This window comes from uncultured Cedecea sp. (assembly GCF_947498825.1).
Taxonomy (GTDB): domain Bacteria; phylum Pseudomonadota; class Gammaproteobacteria; order Enterobacterales; family Enterobacteriaceae; genus JGM124.
Genome location: NZ_CANMLV010000010.1, coordinates 124,510 through 146,100 on the forward strand (window position 1 = coordinate 124,510; position 21,591 = coordinate 146,100).

The window sequence follows — 21,591 nt, forward strand, 5'->3', positions numbered from 1 at the left end:
TTGCAGTGCACAGATGACTGAAATTTAAGAACGTCGTCATTCAAAAAGGGGACCCTCGCCCCCTTATTCTTCTACTGTCCATCCTCCGCCCAACGCCTTATACAAATCAATTTGCGCCAGCAGCAGGTTATTTTTGGCTTTCACTTCGTCGGTCTGCACCGAGAACAGCGTGCGCTGGGCATCGAGCACGTCAAGATATGACGAGTAGCCGTTTTGATAGCGGTTTTGGGCAATACGCAGGGTTTCCCGGGCGACTTTTTGCTGTGCTTGTCGTTCGGCCCACTGTTCCTGGTAGCCGGTGATCGCGTCAAGGCTGTCGTTAACTTCGGCAAAGGCGTTGCGCACTATTTTTTCATAGCTATAGAGCGCCTGATTACGCTGGGACTGGGAGATATCCACAGCAGCATTCAGCGCCTGACGGTTTAGCAAGGGAGCCAGGATACTGCCACCCAGGCTCCAGAGCTGGAGCGGGTTATCGAGTAGCTCAGGTAGTCTGCGATCCTGTATCGATCCTGTTGCGCTTAAGTTTATCGACGGCAGCAGGTTGCCACGGGATTTCGCTAACGTCGCGTCTGCGGCAATAAGTTGCTGCTCTGCCTGCACGATGTCCGGTCGGCGGTTCAGCAGAGTTGAAGGCAGTTGCGACGGTAAACTCAGCGGCGTCAGGCTGTCGAAGTCTGCGTTGCGTACTACCTCTCCCGGATTGGTTCCCAGCAACAGACTCAGGGCATTTTCCTGCTGCACGATTTGGTGTTTAAGCTGGGGGAGCTGCGCCCGGGTTGAACGGAGTTCGGAGTCTGACTGCATCAGTTCCAGTCGCGAGCTATAACCGGCTTCAACCTGGCGTTGAGCCAGGTTGAAAGCCTGTTCCCGGGATTTCAGCGTGGATTCCGTGACCTGGAGTTGTTCATCCAGTGCCATCAGGGTGACATAGCCTGATGCCACAGCCGAGGCAACGGTCAGGTCTGCGGCAGCCGCAGCAGCTTTCTGCGCTTCCAGCGTGGCTGTGGCAGCATTGACGGCGTTGCTGTTCACGCCCCAGAGGTCGACATTATAGCTGGCGGTAAGGCTGCCTTTATATAACGTACTGTAGACGGGCAAGCCAGTTACGGCAGATTGCGAGCGAGCGCGGGAGCCGTTAACTCCGGCATCCAGGGAGGGAAACAGGCCGCCTTCTGAGGCATAGACGCGTGCCTGATACTCATTGATGCGCTCGCGGGCAATCAAGACGTCGCTGTTATGGCGTAATGCCAGGTCGACGTATTGATTCAGATGACCGTCATGAAAATTGCGCCACCACAGGGGCTCTACAGGGCTTGCGGCTCCACCTGCGATACGCCATTCGGTCGGGATCTGCAGCGAGGACTTGGCTGGGGTGACATCCACTGACTGACAGGCACTCAGCAGAGCGGCGGTGAGCAGCACCGCGCTTGGGCGAAGGATCATTTTTCCTCCCCGGTATCGATAGTCACCTGGACTGACATACCCGGGCGCAGCAGCGCCGTTTCTTCAGGCTGACTCAGCACTTCGATACGCACCGGAATACGCTGGGCGATTTTCACGAAGTTACCGGTCGCATTATCCGGGCTGATCGCGCTGAACTCCACGCCCGTTGCCGGAGAGATACTCTCTACTCGGCCTTCATAGGCTTTACTGTCCAGGGCATCAACAGTAAATTTCACCGACTGCCCGACCCGCAGGTTCGCCAGTTGTGTCTCTTTCATATTGGCGATAACCCAGCGTTGTGAGGGGACCAGCGAAGTGAGGTGGGTTCCTGCGGTAACATAGGCTCCCTGGCGGATAGAGACTTGTCCGAGCTGGCCGTCGCGGGGGGCGATAATCCGGGTATTCTGCAAATCGATTTTCGCCAGTTCCAGTGTTGCTTTCGCGTTTTCCACATCCGCCTGCAGCGCATCGCGATTAACGATAACCGTTTGTAAATCCTGACGCGACATCTCAAGTGTCGCGGTAGCCTGATCGATATCGGCGCTACTTTGAGCGGCGCTTGCCAGGGCTGCATCGCGCTCACGAATGGAAAGGGAGCCGTCTGCAGTCAGCTCTTTTACGCGCTTTAAATCAGCCTGGTTTTTCAGGCTCTGCGCCTTGGCGTTTTTCAGTGCGGCTTCGTTACGCAAGATGACTGCCTCAGCACTTTTATGCTGCTGGAGATTATTTTTCAGTGCTGCGACTTTCATCGCTAACTGGGCTTCTGCCTGGTGCACCCGTTGACTGTAGATGCGGTCGTCAATCTGGAACAGCACTTCACCCTGTTTCACATGCGCAAAATCCTGAACGTCAACCTGGGTGATATAGCCGTTGACCTGAGGGCTGATAAAGGTGGTTTGCCCGCGGACGTATGCGTTGTCGGTAAATTGTGTATAGCGGGTAAAAGGGGGCAATTGCCAGGCGTAGAGGATAACCAGTACGCCAACGATAGCGATAGCTGCGGCTGTGAAAATAGATACTACCCGTAGATTATTACGGATACTGACCTGTTCTTTTTCGGCATCCTGCTGACTCATAACCACTCCTGAAATAAAATATTAATCATTGTTTTAACGTTTATTATTTACTGCCAGCGATTTTTTTTAGTGCCAGTCGTGCGGTAAGACGCAGACGCAGTAATCGCCATAAAATCCAGACCAGTGTCGCAGCAGCAATACCAGCAGTCAGAAGGTACGTATCATTATAAGCCAGAATATTGGCTTCCAGTGTGCTGACGGTTTGTAGCTGGGTAACGGCCTGGGTGCTCAGCAGGACACTGTCGCTAATCTGGCTTTGATACATCTGGCTATAGGCCTGGAGCCGTTCATTAACCAGCGGATTAAGGGTGGTGAGCTGATCTGCCAGCATGCTGGAATAGTATTTCTCGCGCCAGGTCTGGAAGGTGCCGAGAATCGCTGAGCCCAACAGCCCACCAAGGTTTTGGCTCATGCCAAACATCACCGAGAAACTGACCAGATTGCGCTGATCGGCAATCACGCCACCAATTGCCGCCAGCATAGCTGGTGCGAGGAAAAAGGCACTGCTAAAACCCAGCAGGAACTGACTCAGCATGAGCTGATCCGGGCGGGTCAGGTTGTTGGAGTGACTGTCTAATAGCGAGGCCACCATGATCAGTGCCAGCGACGTAATAATGGGCCAGGCCAGCTTTGTGGGCTTAAGCGTCAGGCAGCTGGTGATTATCCCACACACTATTCCGGCGAAAATAGACCATGCCAGGTGGGTCATCTGCTCGTTTTGCAGGCCAACATATTGCAGCCAGCCGATGACCCCGGTGTTCTGCTCCGCCAGTACGATACGGATCAGCAGCATAATCAGTCCCAGGCGGAGAATACTGCCACTGGAAAGCCAGCGTATATTCAGCAGCGGGTTGCTACGGTTATGCTCAAAGGTAATCGCGCTGACGATAAGCACGAGTGATAAAGCCAGCGCCCAGCCTATCCAGGGGGCTTCAAACCACCAGTCTAGCCTGCCCAGGGAAAGTACGGCGCAGAGTAGTGCAAGGCCTGGTGCCAGCAGCATAAAGGTGATGAAATCTTTTTTCTCGAACACTTTACGCCGGTCGCTGGGGGGCAGTTTGAGCGCGATAACGCAAGCCAGTGAAATCAGTGCCATCCCGAGTTCAAAGAGATACAGGCCACGCCACTCTTCCAGCTGTAGTAACTCGGTTGAAAAGAGCCGTGCAATAGGGATGGCCAGCGATGAGCCGGTTATCCCGATGGTTAATGCCTTTAAGCGATGTTTGGCGGGCCAGGCCTGAATTTGATAATAGATCCCCAGTGAACTGAGGGCGGCAGCGACCATGCCGTGGGCTGCGCGTACCATCAGCGCTGAACTCAGGTCGTTAACAAACAGGTGAAAGAAGGTTACCAGCACATACAAAACCAAAAAACCTTCTGTGAAGGCGCGCAAACCATACTGCTGACGGAACTTGACCAGCAGTAAGTTAATCGAGATATTGGTCATAACGTATACGGCAGGCAGCCAGGCAATTTCTGTCGACCAGGCTGCAAACGTTCCCTGCAGATTTTGCAGGTTTGCCGAAACCATCGCATTACCCATAGCCCCCGTAAGACACACCAGCAGACCGACAATACCAAAAGCGAAGCGTTTCGGTGTGCTGTGGATGGGAGTTGAAGGCGAACCAAGCAAAGTGGGTTTTTCATGGGGCTGCCACTCGCGAGGCGCATAAGGATTGCGTTGAGGCGGGCGCATAAATGTTGTTACCTATTTTATTATTAGTCTGCTAATTATTTTTATTTTAGCAGGATTGATGGATTAAGTGAACGAGATAATAATCGACCCTTAGTCAAAAGTTGACTAGTCTTGCCTATATTGAGACTGTTCTGTTTTAAAACATCCTGTGTGGTCACTGGGTACTGCCATTCTCATCTGCCCTTTAATGATTATTCTCTGATTCAAGCAAGATCGGTCAGGCGAACTCAATCGCCTTCGCGCATAGTAAGCCGCACGGAGGAAGTCATGTGTGATAATAAAACCGAGAGTTACGCCAGACGTTTTAAACAGGTCTTTGATTATATTGACCGCCATCTCGACGACAGCTTATTACTGGAAAAACTCAGTGAAGTGGCGCATTTTTCACCTTTTCATTTTCATCGCCAGTTTTCGAGCTATTGTGGGATACCCCCTGGTCGTTACATCCAGATGATGCGTCTGAAACGCGCATCTTATCGGCTGGCTTTTAATCCGTTAGAGAAAATCACAGATATCGCGTTCGATGCCGGCTTTCAGCATGCTGAATCATTCAGCCGAGCTTTCAGGCAAATGTTTGGTCTGTCACCGACACAATTTCGCCAGCAGCCGCCTTGGATAGACTGGCATAAACGTATATCTGAACCTTATAAAGCCAGGAGACAAACAATGAAAAATCAGGTCAGTATTATCAATTTTCCCGCAACACCAGTCGCAATGCTGACGCATTACGGACAACCGGAACTCATCAATGAAACGGCTGCTCGTTTTATTGACTGGCGAAAAAGTACCGGGTATTCGCCAGTGGCTACCAGCCAGACATATGGTATTGCACCTCATGATCCAACGCTAACCGCGCCGGATGAATTTGAGTTCCATATTTGCGGCACGGTAAACTCACCCATTGATGAAGATAATCACTTTGGCGTGATCAACAGCGATATTCCGGCGGGTCGGTGTGCGGTTTTACAGCATCAGGGATCGCATGAGACGCTAACCGAGCTGGCGAAAGCACTGTATCGTGACTGGTTACCTGAGAGTGGAGAGGAGCTGCGCGACTTTCCTTTGTTCTTTCACTACCATAATTTTGTCCATCAGGTAGCGGAACATGAATTGCTTACCGATATCTATTTGCCATTGAAATAAACGGGGTCGAAGTTATCCCGGATGTGAAGCGCGCTGAGGTTCTCCCCGGCGTGTTTTTTATTTTATGGTCTTCAGTTGACTCAAAGAGAGGTCGTTAGTATCACTTCCGCTGGGTTCCAGACTCTCCCATTTTCACTTGTTCTTAATACCGCAGCTTTGCGACAGGTATCACCGACACAATCTCTTGCTTCGGCACATATTAGTCTGCTGGAAGCTCGCTCTGAGTGAATTGCCCTTTTAAGCGTGATACTCACAACACTTCTTTATGCGAATGCACAAATTTAAGCCGTTACTTAGAGGTGTTTGTCTAAAGTAGTTAAGTAAAATAATGCTTATATTTGATATTGAAACGTCTTTTCAATAAACGCGAGCCGATCTTCCACTTTGCACCATGCAATGTATTCCAGGTAAGCATAGTGGTTTACTTATTGCTTTAAGGACTGATAATGAAAATTGAATCAGTGAATGTCACCGTTTTCCAATACCCCACCCGGCGGGTCTCTGACAGTGCTGGTCACTCTCATCCCGGTGCGGAAGGAATGGCCAAAATGGCGATGCTAACGATTACTGCCGATGATGGTACCCAGGGCTATTCGTTTGCGCCTCCAGAAGTGGTTCGCCCCTTTGTGGTCAATACTTTCTTTCGTAAGGTGATGGTAGGGCAGGATCCTTTTAACCGTGAGCGTATCTGGCAAGATCTCAATCACTGGCAGCGCGGAAGCGCACATCAGCTGACCGAACGCGCCCTGTCCTTTGTTGAGCAGGCGCTATGGGACCTGATTGGCCGTAAACTGAATATGCCGGTGTATAAGCTGTTGGGTGGTTTCCGCGATAAGGTTCCTGCTTACGGTAGTACCATGTGTGGCGATGACTTGCCCGGAGGGCTGTCCACCCCCGATGAGTACGCTATTTTTGCCGAGAAGCTTGTCGCGCGCGGCTATCAGGCGATAAAACTGCATACCTGGATGCCGCCAGTCTCCTTTGCTCCTGATCCTAAAATGGATATCAAAGCCTGTGCCGCGGTACGTGAAGCCGTTGGGCCGGATATTGATCTGATGATCGATGGTTATCACTGGTACAGTCGCAGCGAAGCTCTGTGGATAGGTAAAGAGCTGGAGAAGCTGAATTTCGCCTGGTTTGAAGAGCCGATGGAGGAAGACTCGATGTCCTCTTATGCCTGGCTTGCGGAAAATCTGTCTATTCCTATCGTCGGGCCGGAAAGTTTCGGCGGTAAGCATCATATGCGTGCTGAATGGGTGAAAGCGGGCGCCTGCGATATTCTCCGTGCTGGATCGAACGGCGTCGGCGGCATTACGCCAACCATGAAGGTTGCCGCCCTGGCTGAGTCGTTCGGTATGGACTGTGAAGTGCATGGTAACGGGGCGGCAAGCCTGGCGGTTGTCGGTGCTATCCGTAACTGTCGCTGGTATGAACGCGGTCTGTTACATCCTTTCCTCGAGTATGACGAACCTGCAGCCTACCTTAATAGCATTGTCGATCCTATGGACGCGCAGGGCTTTGTGCATCTGCCTCAAGGCCCCGGACTGGGCGAAGACATTAATTTCAACTATATCGAAGCCAATACTGTCAGCCACGACTGACCTAAATAAATAAGTTCAGGCGCGCTACCTTGGCGTAGCCTGACGTACCCTACAGGCGGTAGATATGAAAAAGAACGCTATTCTTGGCGTGTGTCTGCTCACGCTTATCATGTCCGTAGCAAGCCCTGGCGCTCAGGCGAAAACGCCTGACGATCAGCTGATTATTGGCATGAATATGAATAACCTGCTGACCCTTGATCCGGCCGCGATGACCGGTAATGAAGTCGTGGGTATTGTCGTTAATCTCTATGACTCGCTGGTCGAGTTGGATCCTAAGCAATTAAACCATGTGATACCCGCTCTGGCGCAAACTTGGGACGTGAGTCCGGACGGTAAAACGCTGACTTTCCATTTGCGTAACGATGTGAAGTTTCACTCAGGCAATCCCTTAACTGCCGAAGATGTAGTCTGGTCAATGCGCCGCATTCTGCATCTTAATCTCGCCCAGGCATCGGTCTGGAAGTCCTACGGTTTTACCAAAAAAAATGTCGATGAGTTGGTCACCGCGCCGGATAAATACACCGTTAAAATCGTCTTGCCGAAAGAAAACGATCCGCAACTGGTGATTTATTCTCTGGGGGCTTTGGGAAATTTAGGCGTACTGGACAGTAAAACGGTGCAAAGTCATGTGCAGGATAATGACTGGGGTAATCGCTGGCTCTCGACCAATGAGGCAGGCTCCGGCCCGTTTATTCTTGATACCTGGCAGGCTAAAGACGTCTTACGTATGAAGGCTAACCCTGATTACTGGCGCGGTGAGCCGAAAGTGAATCGCGTGGTGCTACGTCATTTTCAGGAATCACAAACCTTACGTCTGATGATTGAGAAAGGCGATTTGGATGTTGCCAGTAATATGGCGGTGTCTGATATTAACGCCCTGCGTAAGCAGCCGGATCTTACGGTTGAAGCGGTACAACGTGGCACCATGTACTACGTTGCCATGAATATGAAAGATCCGCAGTTCGCCAACCCTAAAGTACGCGAGGCAATTAGATACCTTATTGATTATAAAGGCATCAATAAGGCGTTGATGCCGGGCTATGGTGTGCTTCATCAGCGCCCGATTAAGGCCGGTATGCCCTCAACCTTGCCGGATCCGGGTTATCAGTTAGATATCGATAAAGCCAAAGCGCTGCTTGCTGAGGCGGGCTATCCGGATGGCTTTGAAACCACGATCCGATCCCTCTCCGATCAGCCGTTCCTCAATATTGCTATTGCGGTGCAGTCGACCCTGATGCAAGCGGGTATTAAGGCCAAGATCATTACCGGCACCGGCAACCAGATCTATGGCGCAATGCGTGAGCGTAAATTTGATCTGCTGGTCGGCCGGGGAGGGAGCGGCATGGAGCCCCATCCGCATTCCAGTCTGCGAGCCCTGGTGTATAACCCGGATAACAGCGATGCGGCCAGGCTGACCAATTTCCAGGGCTGGCGTACCAGCTTCTATGATAAGCAACTCAACGAAATGATAGACCAGGCATTGTTAGAGCGCGATCCCCAGAAGCAGATTGCGGATTACCAGGCGATCCAGGTCCGTTACGATAAATTAATCCCCGCATTGTTACCCCTCTCGCAGATGGTTGACTCGGTAGTGATACGTAATGAAGTCAAAGACTATCAGTCCCACCCATCGGCAACCACCTTCTTACGTGAGGTGTATAAAACACCTGAAGGAGAGAAACCATGAGTGCGACTTTTATGGCTTCCGGCTCTCGCTTGCGGAATTTTTCAAAACGGTTGATGCAGGTCGTCATCACCCTGCTGGGTCTGCTGATCCTCACCTTTACCATCGGCCGTGTGATGCCTATCGATCCGGTGTTGGCGATCGTCGGCCCGGATGCGGATCAGAGTACTTACCAGCAGGTTTATCAGCAGCTTGGCTTTGATAAATCCCTGATGACGCAGTTCGGTATCTATTTTGTCAATCTGCTGCATGGCGATCTGGGCAATGCCTTGCTGACGGGGAAACCGGTGATTGACGATATCATTCGCGTCTTCCCCGCCACTCTGGAACTGGCCACTATGGCGATAATCGTCGGTGCGGGTTTAGGGATCCCGTTAGGGGTTCTGGCTGCTGCGCGCCGTAACAGTGTTTATGACTATATTGTGCGTATTATCAGTCTGGCCGGTTATTCGACGCCGATTTTCTGGGTCGGGATGATAGGGCTGCTGGTGTTCTATGCCTGGCTTGGTTGGGTCGGCGGAGCAGGGCGGCTTGAACTTGGACTGGATGGTGTGGTGCCGCGTCGTACCGGGCTGATGACTATTGACGCCTTACTGGCCGGAAACAGCCAGGTCTTCTGGAATGCGATTAACCATTTAGTATTACCGGCTTCACTGCTTGGTTTCCACTCAATGGCCTATATTAGCCGAATGACGCGCAGCTTTATGCTCGCCCAGCTTTCGCAGGAGTTTATTTTAACTGCCCGTGTTAAAGGATTAACCGAGCGTCAGGTTATTTGGAACCATGCTTTTCGCAATATCCTTGTACAGCTTCTGACCGTAGTGGCGCTAGCCTATGGCTCATTGCTTGAAGGGGCGGTATTGATTGAGACGGTATTCTCCTGGCCAGGATTTGGTTCATATCTGACAGGCAGTCTGCTGCTGGGAGATATGAATGCAGTGATGGGCTGCGTACTGTTGGTGGGGGTCATTTTTGTGATGCTCAACTTGCTCTCTGACATGCTCTATCAATTCTTCGATCCGAGGACAAAATCATGAGTATTTCTCTCGATACGCCGCGGAGTAATCAGGCAAGTGAGTCGAGTCTGCGTATCAAACGCACACTGTCCCGCTGCTGGGGATTTGTGATTAAAATGGCCCGTAATCCTCTTACGGCAATCGGCGGCAGTATTATCCTGCTGCTGGTGGTCGTGGCGATATTTGCCCCGCTAATCGCCCCTTATAATCCGCTGGTGCAGGATCTTAATAATGTCCTGGCGGCGCCCAATTCTCAGCACTGGTTTGGTACCGATGAGTTTGGTCGAGATATCTTCAGTCGCCTGGTCTATGGGGCTCGCATTACGCTCTACATCGTGCTGCTGGTCTCTGTTACTGTCGGACCGATTGGTTTGTTGCTTGGAGTCTGTGCCGGCTACTTTGGCGGCAAAGTGGATATGGTCCTGATGCGGGTAACGGATATTTTTATCTCTTTCCCAAGTCTGGTTCTGGCGCTGGCCTTTGTCGCAGCATTAGGCCCGGGACTTGAGCATGTGGTGATAGCTATTACCTTGACGGCCTGGCCACCGATTGCACGTTTAGCCCGAGCTGAAACGCTTTCACTGAGACAGGCTGATTTTATCTCGGCAGTGCGTTTACAGGGCGCTTCTCCGGCTCGCGTATTGTGGCATCACATTGTGCCTCTGTGCCTTCCTTCGGTCATTATTCGCATCACCATGAATATGGCGGGCATTATTCTGACAGCAGCCGGTCTTGGCTTCCTGGGCCTTGGCGCTCAGCCGCCAGAGCCTGAGTGGGGAGCGATGATCTCCAGCGGTCGTACTTACATGATGGAGTGTTGGTGGGTGGTGACCATTCCTGGTCTGGCCATTCTTATCAACAGCTTAGCATTCAACTTCTTAGGAGATGGCCTACGTGACATACTCGACCCTCGCAGCGAATGATAGCCCTCTGCTCGACGTGCGCGATCTGTGCGTCGACTTTGTTAACGGCAGCGCCATCACCCACGCGGTGCGCGGTGTCTCCTTTCAACTGGGAAAAGAAAAGCTCGCTATTGTTGGTGAGTCGGGATCAGGAAAATCGACGGTAGGACGTGCACTGCTTCATCTGCATCCGAAGAGCGCACGTATTAACGCCAGTAAGCTACAGTTTGGCTCACAGGATTTGCTTGGGGCTAATGAAGCCCAGATGCGCAAGATCCGCGGCAAGCGTATTTCGATGATTATGCAGGATCCGAAATACTCCCTGAATCCGGTGGTCTGTGTTGGAAAACAGATAGCCGAAGCCTGGCTGACCCATAATCCAGGGCGTAAGGACGAGGCGAAAGCCCGGGCAATGGAGATGCTGGATATTGTGCGCATTCGTCAGCCGGAGCGAGTTTATCACCTTTATCCTCATGAAATATCGGGAGGCCAGGGGCAGCGCATCATGATAGCGATGATGCTTATCACTGACCCGGAGCTGGTTATCGCCGATGAACCAACTTCGGCACTGGACGTGTCAGTGCGTTTACAAGTGCTGGGTTTGCTCGACGATCTGGTCCAGTCTCGCGGGTTGGGACTTATCTTTATCAGTCATGATATTAACTTGGTGCGTAGCTTCTGCGATCGAGTGCTGGTGATGTATGCCGGCCGGGTAGTGGAGTCTATTGCCGCCAAGGATCTGGATAATGCGCAACACCCTTATACCCAGGGCCTGATCAATGCCTTGCCTGAAATTCACCATCGTCGTCCGGTCCTGCCAGTCTTGCAGCGCCAGGCGAGCTGGTTAAGCGAATAAGGAGCCTGTGATGATTGATGTAAAAAATCTCAATTTGTCCTTTGGTGAAGGGGACAGGTGTAATCAGGTACTGCACGATGTCAGCCTCCATGTAAAAGCGGGCGAGATCTACGGTTTGGTAGGGGAGTCCGGGTCAGGCAAGACCACAGTATTAAAGTGCCTGGCAGGTCTGTTTACCCACTGGCAGGGGGAACTGGCCATTGATGGTCAGCGCCTGGATCATAAGTTAACCAAGAACCGTTGCCGTCAGGTACAGATGGTGTTCCAGGATCCTTACGGCTCGTTGCATCCCAGACATACCATTGGCGATATTCTCGAAGAGCCTTTGCAGATCCACGGCATTAAAGATCGCGACAGGCGGATCTACTCATTACTGGATAGAGTAGGGTTGAGCCGCCAATTTCGTGAACGTTATCCTCACCAGTTATCAGGCGGACAGCGTCAGAGGGTAGCTATTGCAAGAGCCTTGATCCTCGAGCCACAGATTTTACTGCTGGATGAACCGACTTCGGCACTGGATGTGTCTGTGCAGGCTGAAATCCTTAATCTGCTGGTGGAATTGCAGCGTGAGTCATCTCTGACCTATCTGATGGTGACCCACGATCTGGGGGTGATTGCCCATCTGTGCCAGAAAGTGGCGGTAATGCAGTACGGTAAAATACTGGAAACGCTGACGGTTGATGCGCTGGTGAATCATCAGGCACAAATGGCCTATACCAAGATGTTACTCAATGCCAGTCAGTGTTATAGTCGTGAAATGGCACGCGAAGTCGCTGAGTATTAGTTTTTCCCCGGAGAGCCGGAACTCTCCGGGACAGTTTGTCTAAAACTGCTCGGAATGCTCTACAAAGGGTGAAGCCATGCTGTAAAGCCACCACCACAACCTATACTGATAACAGTGAATACCAAACCGGAGGCGCAATATGACGATTCATAAGCAAGGCCAGGCACACTGGGAAGGGAACATTAAACAGGGTAAAGGGACTATCTCAACCGAAAGCGGAGCCCTTACTAACCAGCCTTATGGGTTTAATTCCCGATTTGAAGGTAAAGCCGGGACGAATCCTGAAGAACTGATTGGTGCTGCTCACGCGGGATGCTTTTCCATGGCGTTGTCGCTGATGCTCGGTGAAGCTGGATATACGGCAGAAAGTATTGATACCGTAGCGGTGGTTTCGCTGGATAAAGTTGATGGCGGCTTTGCTATCAGCCAGGTTGAGCTTAAAAGTAATATTAAGCTTGCGGGAATTGAGGCTGAAGCCTTTGATAAAATTATTCAGCAGGCCAAGGCTGGCTGCCCGGTATCAAAACTGTTGAATGCTAAAATTACGCTTAATTACCAGCTGGATAATTGATTGTTGAACCCTGCCGAGGATGCCTGACAGGCATCCTCGCACAGCTTGGTTATCTTTCTTTATCGAGCTGAAGAGCAACATAAAGCAACAGCTTGTCATCAAGATTTTTCAGGTCAAGATCGGTTAACTCGGCAATGCGTGAGAGCCGATACTCCAGGGTATTGCGATGGATAAACAGCGCTTTGGAAGTGGCTAACGGCTGAAGATTATGGTTAAACCAGGCCACCAGTGTTCGGAGCAGCAAACCATTACTGTCCATTGCCTTCAGTTTAAGCAGCGGTCTTGAAAGTTCATCCGCCTGCCAGCCTTCACGCAGCCCGTCGAGTAGCACCGGCAGCGCCAGGTCCTGATAAAAGTAGCAGCGTTTTTCTGGCATACGCTGTTTGCCCACCCCAAGGGTTGTACAGGCAGTGCGATAGGAGCGGGCGATACTGCCCTGACCCATAAAGTAATTTCCCAGCGCGATGCGAAAACGCAGATGGCCTTCCTCTTGCATATTTGCGATCAGCTGTTCGATACGTCGACGATGCTCTCCCTCATCCCAACGTCCATGAGCATTCAGAGCGGGTTTGAGTACCACAATTTCAGTCAGTGAGATAATCGCGACCAGATTATTACGTGCAGGTTTCAGCAAATTGGTTTGCAGTTGTTGTAGCTCTTCCATGGCGCTATCAATACCGAGCTGGCCACTGTCGATTTCAATCACGGCCACAACCCGAGGCAGGGTCAGATCGATGCCTAAACGTTTAGCCCATTCGATAAGGGCGGGAGTATGCTCTTCGGCATGGATCAAACTCATGACCAACTCTTCCCGCAGGCGCGTATCCTGCGCCAACAGGTGCATCAGTCGCGCTTGTTCCAGCATCATTTCCGCCGTCATACAGACCAGTTCACCGTATTTGCGTAGCGTCTCGGGCTGACCTGTTAAACCAATGACACCGACGATATCGCCTTCGAGTCTCAGGGGAAGATTAATACCTTGCTTTACGCCGTGCAGGTTATGGACCGCCGCGTCATCAATATCGACCACTCTCCCCTGGGAAAGCGCCAGTAGTGCCCCTTCATGTAGCTCACCAATACGCTCAGGATCGCCGCTACCGATAATTTTTCCTCGGGCATCCATTACATTAATATTAGAGTCAATGATACGCATGGTACGTGCAACGATATCCTGCGCCATTCTGGAATCGAGGTGTAAAGCAGCCATAGCCCCTCCGAATAATATATACCCGTCATACTTCAAGTCGCCTGGGTGTTAACAGCATTCAGGCCGCCACATCACAGAGTTTATCTATGCTCATCGACGGGCTGAACTGGAAGCCTACAAGCAACTCGAATTATTTGGGGTAGGTATAACTCTAAGATAAAAAGAATTTTATCCCTTTGCATTCGCTAATTGCATACCGTTATCTGTCTAATTGGGATCACTCCCTCAGGAATTCGCCTGTTGGCGCACAAAAGATCACTCAGCCAGCAAAGCTGACTGAGTGATCAAACGGACATTTAATACATTATCTTTACTGGCTAATCTTCAGGCAGTGATTCCAGAGACTTCAGCGAAAATGGTGTCTGGCGGGCCGTTGGCACACCATTCAGTGACATACCTATTTTTACCATGGCAGCGACATTGCGTGCGGTACGGTAGATATTAGCGGGTGCGCCACTGAAGGCTTCTTCTCGCGTTGAAAGTGTCGAAAGTACGCTAAAAATCGCATCGATACCATGCTGATAGACCACATCAACATCGGGATGCAGGCTGCCTGCAATAGCGATAACCGGCTTGTCGTACTTTTTAGCAATATCGGCGACACCAACAGGGACCTTGCCATTGATGCTTTGACTGTCCAGACGCCCTTCTCCGGTGATAACCAGCGTGCAATCGTGGATCTGTTCTTCAAGATTAAGCGCCTGTGTCACCACTTCAATACCGCGGCGTAAATCTGCGTTAAGGAAGACTTTCAGCGTCGCCCCCATTCCACCAGCAGCCCCCGTGCCTGGGGCATGTTTCACGTCGATATCAAAGCTGCGGGCGATGATGTCAGCATAATGCTCCAGATTTCTGTCGAGGGTGTTAATCATTTCCTCTGTGGCCCCTTTTTGTGGGCCAAATATCCGTGAGGCACCCTGAGGACCAATGAGAGGATTGGTGACATCACAGGCAACCCGAACGGTACAACCAGCAAGACGCGGGTCAAGACCGGTGATATCAATCTTCTCAAGCCGATTCAGACTGCCTCCACCGGCGCTAAGTTCCTGGCCATCGCTATCAAGAAAATGTACCCCGAGCGCCTGCATCATTCCCACACCTGCGTCATTGGTCGCGCTACCACCAATTCCGATGACAATACTTTTTGCGCCCTTTTCTAAAGCCTGAGCAATCAGCTCGCCGGTGCCATAGGACGTGGTCAGCAAAGGGTCACGTTTGTCGTGAGGAACCAAGGCCAGACCGCTGGCTGCCGCCATTTCTATAAATGCGGTACGGCCATCGCCAGACAGTCCCCATATTGCATCAACTTTGTTGTTAAGCGGACCGGTGACCTGCGCGTGGTATTCCCTGCCTTGAGTCGCCGCAATCATAGCCTCGACCGTACCTTCGCCGCCATCAGCGAGAGGGATCCTCACATAGCGCGCATCCGGGAATATTTCCCGAAAACCTTTTTCAATAAATTCCGCGACATCTGGAGCCGAAAGGCTCTCTTTATAAGAGTCTGGGGCGATTACGATTTTCATAGTCATCAACCTAACGAATCATCCGGCTATTTTACGGCCGAGGCCCTTGTCCAGTTGTTAGCCCGAGCTGTCGGGCTAATCTTTAATTAGCGAGAGATTTCAACCTGAGCTAATTTCTCATAATAACAGGCTAATGCACTGTGGTCGGCTTGACCCAATCCATCAACGCGCAGCGCATGCATCATTTCCATGACTGAAGCCGTTAGCGGCAACTGGGCTCCGATACCGTGAGAGGTGTCGAGAGCATTAGCTAAATCTTTGATATGCAGATCGATACGGAAACCCGGTTTAAAATTACGATCCATCACCATTGGGGCTTTGGCTTCTAATACTGTGCTACCCGCCAGACCACCACGAATGGCCTGGAAAACAAGATCAGGATTCACCCCAGCCTTGGTCGCAAGCGTCAAAGCTTCGGACATGGCGGCAATATTAACAGCCACAATAATCTGATTAGCGAGTTTAGTGACATTCCCCGCACCAATATCACCCGTATGGACCACGGATCCTGCCATCGCTTTAAGTAGCGTAGCGTGTTTATCGAAGATAGCCTTATCGCCACCGACCATCACTGATAACGTACCGTCAATCGCTTTGGGTTCTCCACCACTTACCGGGGCATCCAGCATATCGATACCTTTCTGTTTAAGGGCATCGTGGATCTCGCGACTGGCCAGAGGAGAAATGGAACTCATATCAATCAATACGCTGCCAGGTTTAGCGCCTTCGATAACGCCATTTTCGCCGAGGACTACAGCTTTTACTTCAGGGGAATTCGGCAGCATGGTAATAACGATATCGCATAGTTGTGCAATCTCTTTGGGAGAAGAGGCCTTTTGAGCACCCAGTGCGACCAGCTCATCTGCGGCTGCGGGATTATGTCCTGAAACCACGACGTCGTAGCCTGCTTTCAGAAGATTTTTGCTCATTGGTTTGCCCATAATACCCAGGCCAATAAAACCCACTTTTGTTGTCATAATCTGCTCTCTCAATAGCAATAACTATTTTTTGAAGGTGTCTGAAAGTTTTTGACTTGCGGCACGAAACAACCCTAAGTCACTGCCGACGGCCACAAAGGTTGCGCCCCATTCCAGATAGCGGCGGGCATCGGCTTCAACGGGGGCTAAAATACCGCTTGGTTTACCCATGGCTTTAGCGCGTGCAAAAATATGTTTGATGGCTTGTTGAACCTCAGGATGTCCGGCATTACCCAGATGCCCCAGGGTCGCTGCCAGGTCACTTGGTCCAACAAAAATACCGTCCACGCCTTCGGTTGCAGCAATAGCATCAATATTATCAAGCCCGGCCTGGCTCTCTATTTGCACCAGAATGGTGATATTTTTATCCGACTGGGCAAAGTAGTCCGGTACTGTGCCAAACATATTGGCGCGGTGGGAAACAGACACACCGCGTATCCCCAGCGGTGGATAGCGCGTAGCCGCTACCGCCTGACGAGCTTCTTCTTCAGTTTCGACAAAAGGGATCAGAAAATTGTAGAAGCCGATATCTAACAAGCGTTTCATAATTACCGCATCGTTAGTGGGCACTCTGACCACTGGTGCGCTAGCGCTACCTTTGAGCGCCATGAGCTGGGGAATAAAGGTCGAAATATCATTGGGCGCGTGTTCGCCATCCAGCACCAGCCAGTCAAAACCCGCCAGACCCAGCACTTCAGTGCTAATAGGGCTGGCAAGAGCTGACCAGCAGCCGATCTGGACCTGATGCGCGGCCAGTGCCGCTTTGAATTTATTGGGGAAAATATCGTTACTCATTCAGGTTACCTTTATCTATTTCTGTAATTCCATACGTTTAATGTCACCGACAACAAACAAGTAACACACCATAGCCATCAATGCTGAACAGCCGACGAACACCAGTGCGGCGTTGAATGAATGAAGCTCGCTCACCAGATAACCAATCACTACCGGCGTCACAATGGATGCAACGTTACCGAAAACGTTGAACAGCCCGCCACACAGCCCGACAATTTCTTTCGGTGCCGTATCTGAAATGACCGGCCAGCCCAAGGCACCAAATCCCTTGCCAAAAAAAGCGAGCGCCATTAACAGGATGACGAGGGTCGTATTGTTGGTGTAGTTACAAAGAATAATGCTTGATGCTAATAACATACCCAGCACAATCGGTATCTTACGAGCCTTGGTCAGGGAAGCACCTTGTTTAATTAAATGATCGGAGAACACACCACCTAACACGCCACCGGCAAAGCCACAGAGAGCAGGGATCGCTGCTACCATGCCCACTTTCAAAATAGACATGCCCTTTTCCTGTACCAGATAGATAGGGAACCATGTCAGGAAGAACCAAGTAATAGTATTGATAAAATACTGGCCGAAAAAGACGCCCAGCATCATACGATTGGACAACATTTGCTTGATATAGCCGAACTTAATGGTCTTATCCTGCGTCTTCCCGGACTTGCTGCGATCCATATCGACCACTGCGCCATTTTGGCTAATAAAATCCAATTCTTCTGGCGTCATGCGTGGATGGTCTGTTGGGTTATGAATGAGCTTTACCCACAGAAAGGTCAATATAAAGCCGAGAACGCCCATCACAATGAAGACGTGCTCCCAGCCCCAGGCAAAGGTCAGCCAGCCAAGCAGAGGAGAAAATATCGCTAAAGCAAAATACTGTGCCGAGTTAAAAATAGCAGATGCCGTACCACGTTCTTTGGTTGGAAACCATGCGGTTACGATCCGTGCATTCGCCGGGAAGGAGGGCGCTTCGGAGAACCCCAGCATAAAGCGCATAAAGAACATGGAGGTTGCCGCCCAGGCTAATGGAAAGATATCAACAAAGCCTTGGGTAAAGGTAAACAAGGACCAAAAGAACAGGCTATAGGTATAAACTCGCTTTGATCCAAATTTATCCAGTAGCCATCCACCGGGAATCTGCATCAGTAAGTAAGCCCAGCCAAATGCAGAGAAAATATAACCCATAGCAATGGCATCAAGCTGGAGATCTTTCGCCACTGCCGCACCGGCAATCGAGAGCGTAGCACGGTCGGCATAGTTCACCGAGGTGACGATAAAGATCATTAATAGAATAATATACCGGGTAGGTATTATCTGTTTTTTACAGGTAAGGATATTTGTACTCACAGCACGCTCCTCAAATGGGAAGGTTATTATTATTCACCGCTGTTATAGCTATTACTGTCGTTATCGTAGGGATATAAAGGTACAGTTCTATAATTATTTTGATAACGAAGTAAGAGAACGAACATCAATAAAATGACAATCTCTAAAATCAATCTTATACATTCTGCTCACGCCGGTCATTGGGCTGAAGACCAGCATTAACGATGATAAAACCGATGTTATTGTGCATATGCAATAGATGGAGGGGGGGGAACCACATTTCCTCGTAATAACCTCCGTGGGTACTAACCTTATGAACTAATAATCGATTAACATCACATTTTATTATTATGCTAGTTGGCATGATTCAATTAATAAGTATCAAAACCGATAAAAGAAATAATGATTACTGGCACCATGCGGGAGAATACTGGAAGATGGCCGAGATAAAAATTAGACAAAAATCACCCACCGTTTTTTATATAAAAGTAGATGATTCAGATAATGTTGCGATTATTGTCAATGAGCAGGGCTTAGCGGCAGGCACCCGTTTTCCTGATGGATTAACCTTGGTTGAGCATGTGCCTCAAGGCCATAAAGTTGCTCTGCAAGATATCCCTCGCGCAGGCAATATTATTCGCTATGGAGAAGTCATCGGCTATGCGGTGCGTGATATTGCTAAAGGTAGCTGGATTGATGAGTCTTTGGTGGAGTTGCCAAAAGCACCTCCTCTTAATACGTTACCGCTTGCTACCAAGGTGCCGGAAGCTTTACCCGCCTTAGAAGGTTATACCTTCGAGGGATATCGCAATGAAGATGGCAGTGTTGGCACCAAAAACATGCTGGGTATTTCAACTAGCGTGCATTGTGTTGCGGGTGTAGTCGACTATGTGGTGAAAATTATCGAACGCGACTTGTTGCCAAAGTATCCTAATGTTGATGGGGTCGTTGGTTTAAACCATCTCTATGGGTGTGGGGTGGCAATTAACGCACCTGCTGCTGTCGTGCCAATTCGCACTATTCATAATATTGCCCTGAATCCTAATTTTGGTGGCGAGGTGATGGTCGTGGGTCTTGGCTGTGAAAAACTGCAGCCTGAATTTATGCTGCAAGGCAGTAGCAAAGTTCCGCTCAATGCTATTGAGAATGCCAGTATCGTTCGTCTGCAGGATGAACAACATGTCGGTTTCCAGTCGATGGTCGATGATATCTTACAGGTTGCGGAACGCCATCTCGCGAAACTCAATGCCCGCCAGCGTGAAACCTGCCCGGTGTCTGAACTTGTCGTCGGTATGCAGTGTGGTGGTAGCGATGCTTTTTCGGGTGTGACGGCCAATCCTGCCGTGGGCTACGCCTCCGATCTGTTGGTCCGCTGTGGCGCTACCGTGATGTTTTCTGAAGTGACTGAAGTCAGAGATGCGATACATCTGCTGACCCCCAGAGCTGTTGATGAACATGTTGGCAGGCGTTTACTTGAAGAGATGGCATGGTATGACAACTATCTTGAACAGGGGCAAACCGACCGCAGTGCCAACCCTTCACCTGGTAATAAAAAAGGTGGGCTGTCTAATATCGTTGAAAAAGCTCTCGGGTCTATCGCTAAGTCAGGCAAGAGCGCTATCGTCGAAGTCCTTTCCCCTGGTCAGAGGCCAACGAAACGCGGCTTGATCTTTGCCGCCACCCCGGCCAGTGATTTTGTCTGCGGTACACAACAGGTTGCCTCAGGCATAACCGTTCAAGTCTTTACCACCGGGCGCGGTACGCCTTATGGCCTGGCAGCGGTTCCGGTGATTAAGATGGCCACCCGCACCGCTCTTGCTAACCGCTGGTATGATTTGATGGATATTAACGCCGGAACCATCGCCACAGGGGAAGAGACTATCGAAGAGGTCGGACAGCGGCTATTCGAATTTATTATCGATGTGGCCAGCGGACGTAAACAGACCTTTTCGGATCAGTTAGGCCTGCATAATCAGCTGGCGGTATTTAATCCAGCACCTGTAACCTGATTTCTTCGTGTCATTGCATCACCAGACAGGTATCCGCCAGGACGATATTTCGCCCTGGCTGACTTTGTTTGCGACCATTCTCACGCTTCAAGCTTAAGCACTGCTGCCAAAACGCCTCTGTTGCATTTACAGGTAATTCCTAAAGCATCCCGTTAGTTTCTTATGCAATGCTTAGTCTTGTTCACAGCAAATGAGGATATTTATGATGAAAAAAACCATAATCGCGTTATCGGCTTTTCTGTTAGCTGCCCCGGTTTTTGCCGCTACCACACATGCAACCGACGAAGATGTGGCCAATGCTCATAAAAATGCCAACACTGCGAAAGAAAAACTCCATCAGGCGCAGAATGAAGGCGAAGAGCTCAAATTAAAATCCAAGCATGCTGCAGAAGGAACAAGTGACTCCACCACCAGCAAAATCAGTGAAGGATCGCAGAAGGCCTGGCACTCAACCAAAGAGGGGGCTGAAGAAGGCTGGAACGCAACCAAAGAAGGTGCTGAAAAAGGCTGGAATGCCACAAAAGAAGAGGCTGGAGATTTGAAAAAGAAAGTGACTGAATAGCACGTAGACTTGGCCTTGTCTTTGACAGGCAAGTTAATTTTCTTTAGTCCTTTTTGTACAGTCAATAAAGCCACCTGAAGCAAGGTGGCTTTATTGAAATCAGCGAAACGCTTGCCGTTATTCTCATTGTCCGCAATTTTGCTTGCCAGCAAGTTAATGAGCGGGTTCCTGTCGTCATTTTCAATTAGACAGTCCACCAGCGCTTACATGGTAATCTTTCTCGGACGAACTACTCCCCAAGCAGGGAACAGCAGCTACGAGTTGTTTCGTCGCTTCAATGGCTTTTGCAGTATTGGTACTCATTCTTTGCTCTCACTAAAATAGCGGGGCAACTTATCGTATTCAGTGTGGGTAGTTATGTACTTCACGTAGAAGCGTTGCCGTTTTATCAAAAGGTTCTTTTGAAATTATGTG

The 21,591-nt window shown here is 50.3% G+C and carries 17 protein-coding genes and 2 pseudogenes; 10 read left to right on the forward strand and 9 right to left on the reverse strand.

The window, feature by feature from the left end:
* Positions 1-63: 63 nt before the first annotated feature.
* Genes Q1A40_RS12685 through Q1A40_RS12695 form a run of 3 tightly spaced genes read right to left on the reverse strand, consistent with a single transcriptional unit; the run spans position 64 to position 4,218 of the window.
* Complete coding sequence (locus Q1A40_RS12685) at positions 64-1,446, reverse strand: efflux transporter outer membrane subunit (RefSeq protein WP_300000598.1); 1,383 nt, start codon at positions 1,444-1,446, stop codon at positions 64-66.
* Complete coding sequence (locus Q1A40_RS12690) at positions 1,443-2,522, reverse strand: HlyD family secretion protein (protein ID WP_300000600.1); 1,080 nt, start codon at positions 2,520-2,522, stop codon at positions 1,443-1,445. Before Q1A40_RS12690 ends, Q1A40_RS12685 begins: the two co-directional genes overlap by 4 nt.
* 43 nt (positions 2,523-2,565) lie before the next feature.
* The gene (locus tag Q1A40_RS12695; protein WP_300000601.1) at positions 2,566-4,218 is read right to left on the reverse strand and encodes an MFS transporter; all 1,653 of its coding nucleotides are present in this window, start codon (positions 4,216-4,218) and stop codon (positions 2,566-2,568) included.
* 267 nt (positions 4,219-4,485) lie between these two features.
* Here Q1A40_RS12695 and Q1A40_RS12700 point away from each other — a divergent pair, with 267 nt between their 5' ends.
* The 8 genes from Q1A40_RS12700 to Q1A40_RS12735 all read left to right on the forward strand — a co-directional run bounded on the left by Q1A40_RS12700 (position 4,486) and on the right by Q1A40_RS12735 (position 12,775).
* On the forward strand, positions 4,486-5,361 hold the full coding sequence (locus tag Q1A40_RS12700) for a GyrI-like domain-containing protein (RefSeq protein WP_300000603.1): 876 nt from the start codon (positions 4,486-4,488) through the stop codon (positions 5,359-5,361).
* Between the two features lie 446 nt (positions 5,362-5,807).
* Entirely contained in the window at positions 5,808-6,962 is a 1,155-nt protein-coding gene (locus Q1A40_RS12705) for a mandelate racemase family protein (protein ID WP_300000605.1), read from the forward strand.
* 64 nt (positions 6,963-7,026) lie between these two features.
* Complete coding sequence (locus Q1A40_RS12710; protein WP_300000607.1) at positions 7,027-8,649, forward strand: ABC transporter substrate-binding protein; 1,623 nt, start codon at positions 7,027-7,029, stop codon at positions 8,647-8,649.
* Positions 8,646-9,683, forward strand: a complete 1,038-nt coding sequence (locus Q1A40_RS12715) for an ABC transporter permease (protein ID WP_300000609.1) — start codon at positions 8,646-8,648, stop codon at positions 9,681-9,683. Before Q1A40_RS12710 ends, Q1A40_RS12715 begins: the two co-directional genes overlap by 4 nt.
* Positions 9,680-10,585, forward strand: a complete 906-nt coding sequence (locus Q1A40_RS12720; RefSeq protein WP_300000611.1) for an ABC transporter permease — start codon at positions 9,680-9,682, stop codon at positions 10,583-10,585. Before Q1A40_RS12715 ends, Q1A40_RS12720 begins: the two co-directional genes overlap by 4 nt.
* Positions 10,548-11,420: an ABC transporter ATP-binding protein gene (locus Q1A40_RS12725; RefSeq protein WP_300000613.1), complete on the forward strand. Its 873-nt coding sequence runs from the start codon at positions 10,548-10,550 to the stop codon at positions 11,418-11,420. The genes Q1A40_RS12720 and Q1A40_RS12725 overlap by 38 nt, the downstream gene beginning before the upstream one ends.
* A gap of 10 nt (positions 11,421-11,430) precedes the next feature.
* Positions 11,431-12,204, forward strand: a complete 774-nt coding sequence (locus Q1A40_RS12730) for an ABC transporter ATP-binding protein (protein ID WP_300000615.1) — start codon at positions 11,431-11,433, stop codon at positions 12,202-12,204.
* A 139-nt stretch (positions 12,205-12,343) separates the two neighbouring features.
* Positions 12,344-12,775: an OsmC family protein gene (locus tag Q1A40_RS12735; protein WP_300000617.1), complete on the forward strand. Its 432-nt coding sequence runs from the start codon at positions 12,344-12,346 to the stop codon at positions 12,773-12,775.
* A gap of 49 nt (positions 12,776-12,824) precedes the next feature.
* Here Q1A40_RS12735 and Q1A40_RS12740 read toward each other — a convergent pair whose 3' ends face one another.
* The 5 genes and pseudogenes from Q1A40_RS12740 to Q1A40_RS12760 form a co-directional block, all read right to left on the reverse strand.
* The gene (locus tag Q1A40_RS12740) at positions 12,825-13,982 is read right to left on the reverse strand and encodes a CdaR family transcriptional regulator (RefSeq protein ID WP_300000619.1); all 1,158 of its coding nucleotides are present in this window, start codon (positions 13,980-13,982) and stop codon (positions 12,825-12,827) included.
* A gap of 380 nt (positions 13,983-14,362) precedes the next feature.
* A pseudogene (locus tag Q1A40_RS12745) lies at positions 14,363-15,505 on the reverse strand (glycerate kinase); the annotation flags it as partial.
* Between the two features lie 86 nt (positions 15,506-15,591).
* Complete coding sequence (gene garR, locus Q1A40_RS12750) at positions 15,592-16,482, reverse strand: 2-hydroxy-3-oxopropionate reductase (RefSeq protein WP_300000621.1); 891 nt, start codon at positions 16,480-16,482, stop codon at positions 15,592-15,594.
* A 24-nt stretch (positions 16,483-16,506) separates the two neighbouring features.
* A complete protein-coding gene (garL, locus tag Q1A40_RS12755; RefSeq protein WP_300000623.1) occupies positions 16,507-17,277 on the reverse strand; it encodes a 2-dehydro-3-deoxyglucarate aldolase in 771 nt (256 codons plus the stop codon).
* A 15-nt stretch (positions 17,278-17,292) separates the two neighbouring features.
* Positions 17,293-18,564 carry an MFS transporter gene (locus Q1A40_RS12760; protein ID WP_300000651.1) on the reverse strand — a complete coding sequence of 424 codons (1,272 nt, stop codon included), beginning with the start codon at positions 18,562-18,564 and terminating at the stop codon, positions 17,293-17,295.
* Between the two features lie 479 nt (positions 18,565-19,043).
* Here Q1A40_RS12760 and garD point away from each other — a divergent pair, with 479 nt between their 5' ends.
* Both garD and Q1A40_RS12770 read left to right on the forward strand, forming a co-directional pair.
* Complete coding sequence (gene garD, locus Q1A40_RS12765) at positions 19,044-20,615, forward strand: galactarate dehydratase (protein WP_300000624.1); 1,572 nt, start codon at positions 19,044-19,046, stop codon at positions 20,613-20,615.
* A gap of 205 nt (positions 20,616-20,820) precedes the next feature.
* Entirely contained in the window at positions 20,821-21,177 is a 357-nt protein-coding gene (locus Q1A40_RS12770) for a hypothetical protein (RefSeq protein WP_300000653.1), read from the forward strand.
* 86 nt (positions 21,178-21,263) lie between these two features.
* Here the strand turns inward: Q1A40_RS12770 and Q1A40_RS23190 are convergent.
* Positions 21,264-21,480 (reverse strand): annotated as a pseudogene (locus tag Q1A40_RS23190) (transcriptional regulator); the annotation flags it as partial.
* Positions 21,481-21,591 lie beyond the last annotated feature (111 nt).

Coding starts and splice junctions, on each gene's coding strand:
- Q1A40_RS12685 (WP_300000598.1), bottom strand. CDS start 1,446: ATGATCCTTCGCCCAAGCGCGGTGCTGCTCACCGCCGCTCTGCTGAGT.
- Q1A40_RS12730 (WP_300000615.1), top strand. CDS start 11,431: ATGATTGATGTAAAAAATCTCAATTTGTCCTTTGGTGAAGGGGACAGG.
- Q1A40_RS12760 (WP_300000651.1), bottom strand. CDS start 18,564: ATGATCTTTATCGTCACCTCGGTGAACTATGCCGACCGTGCTACGCTC.
- Q1A40_RS12710 (WP_300000607.1), top strand. CDS start 7,027: ATGAAAAAGAACGCTATTCTTGGCGTGTGTCTGCTCACGCTTATCATG.
- Q1A40_RS12740 (WP_300000619.1), bottom strand. CDS start 13,982: ATGGCTGCTTTACACCTCGATTCCAGAATGGCGCAGGATATCGTTGCA.
- Q1A40_RS12695 (WP_300000601.1), bottom strand. CDS start 4,218: ATGCGCCCGCCTCAACGCAATCCTTATGCGCCTCGCGAGTGGCAGCCC.
- Q1A40_RS12715 (WP_300000609.1), top strand. CDS start 8,646: ATGAGTGCGACTTTTATGGCTTCCGGCTCTCGCTTGCGGAATTTTTCA.
- Q1A40_RS12770 (WP_300000653.1), top strand. CDS start 20,821: ATGAAAAAAACCATAATCGCGTTATCGGCTTTTCTGTTAGCTGCCCCG.
- garL (WP_300000623.1), bottom strand. CDS start 17,277: ATGAGTAACGATATTTTCCCCAATAAATTCAAAGCGGCACTGGCCGCG.
- Q1A40_RS12735 (WP_300000617.1), top strand. CDS start 12,344: ATGACGATTCATAAGCAAGGCCAGGCACACTGGGAAGGGAACATTAAA.
- garD (WP_300000624.1), top strand. CDS start 19,044: ATGGCCGAGATAAAAATTAGACAAAAATCACCCACCGTTTTTTATATA.
- Q1A40_RS12705 (WP_300000605.1), top strand. CDS start 5,808: ATGAAAATTGAATCAGTGAATGTCACCGTTTTCCAATACCCCACCCGG.
- Q1A40_RS12690 (WP_300000600.1), bottom strand. CDS start 2,522: ATGAGTCAGCAGGATGCCGAAAAAGAACAGGTCAGTATCCGTAATAAT.
- Q1A40_RS12720 (WP_300000611.1), top strand. CDS start 9,680: ATGAGTATTTCTCTCGATACGCCGCGGAGTAATCAGGCAAGTGAGTCG.
- garR (WP_300000621.1), bottom strand. CDS start 16,482: ATGACAACAAAAGTGGGTTTTATTGGCCTGGGTATTATGGGCAAACCA.
- Q1A40_RS12700 (WP_300000603.1), top strand. CDS start 4,486: ATGTGTGATAATAAAACCGAGAGTTACGCCAGACGTTTTAAACAGGTC.
- Q1A40_RS12725 (WP_300000613.1), top strand. CDS start 10,548: ATGGCCTACGTGACATACTCGACCCTCGCAGCGAATGATAGCCCTCTG.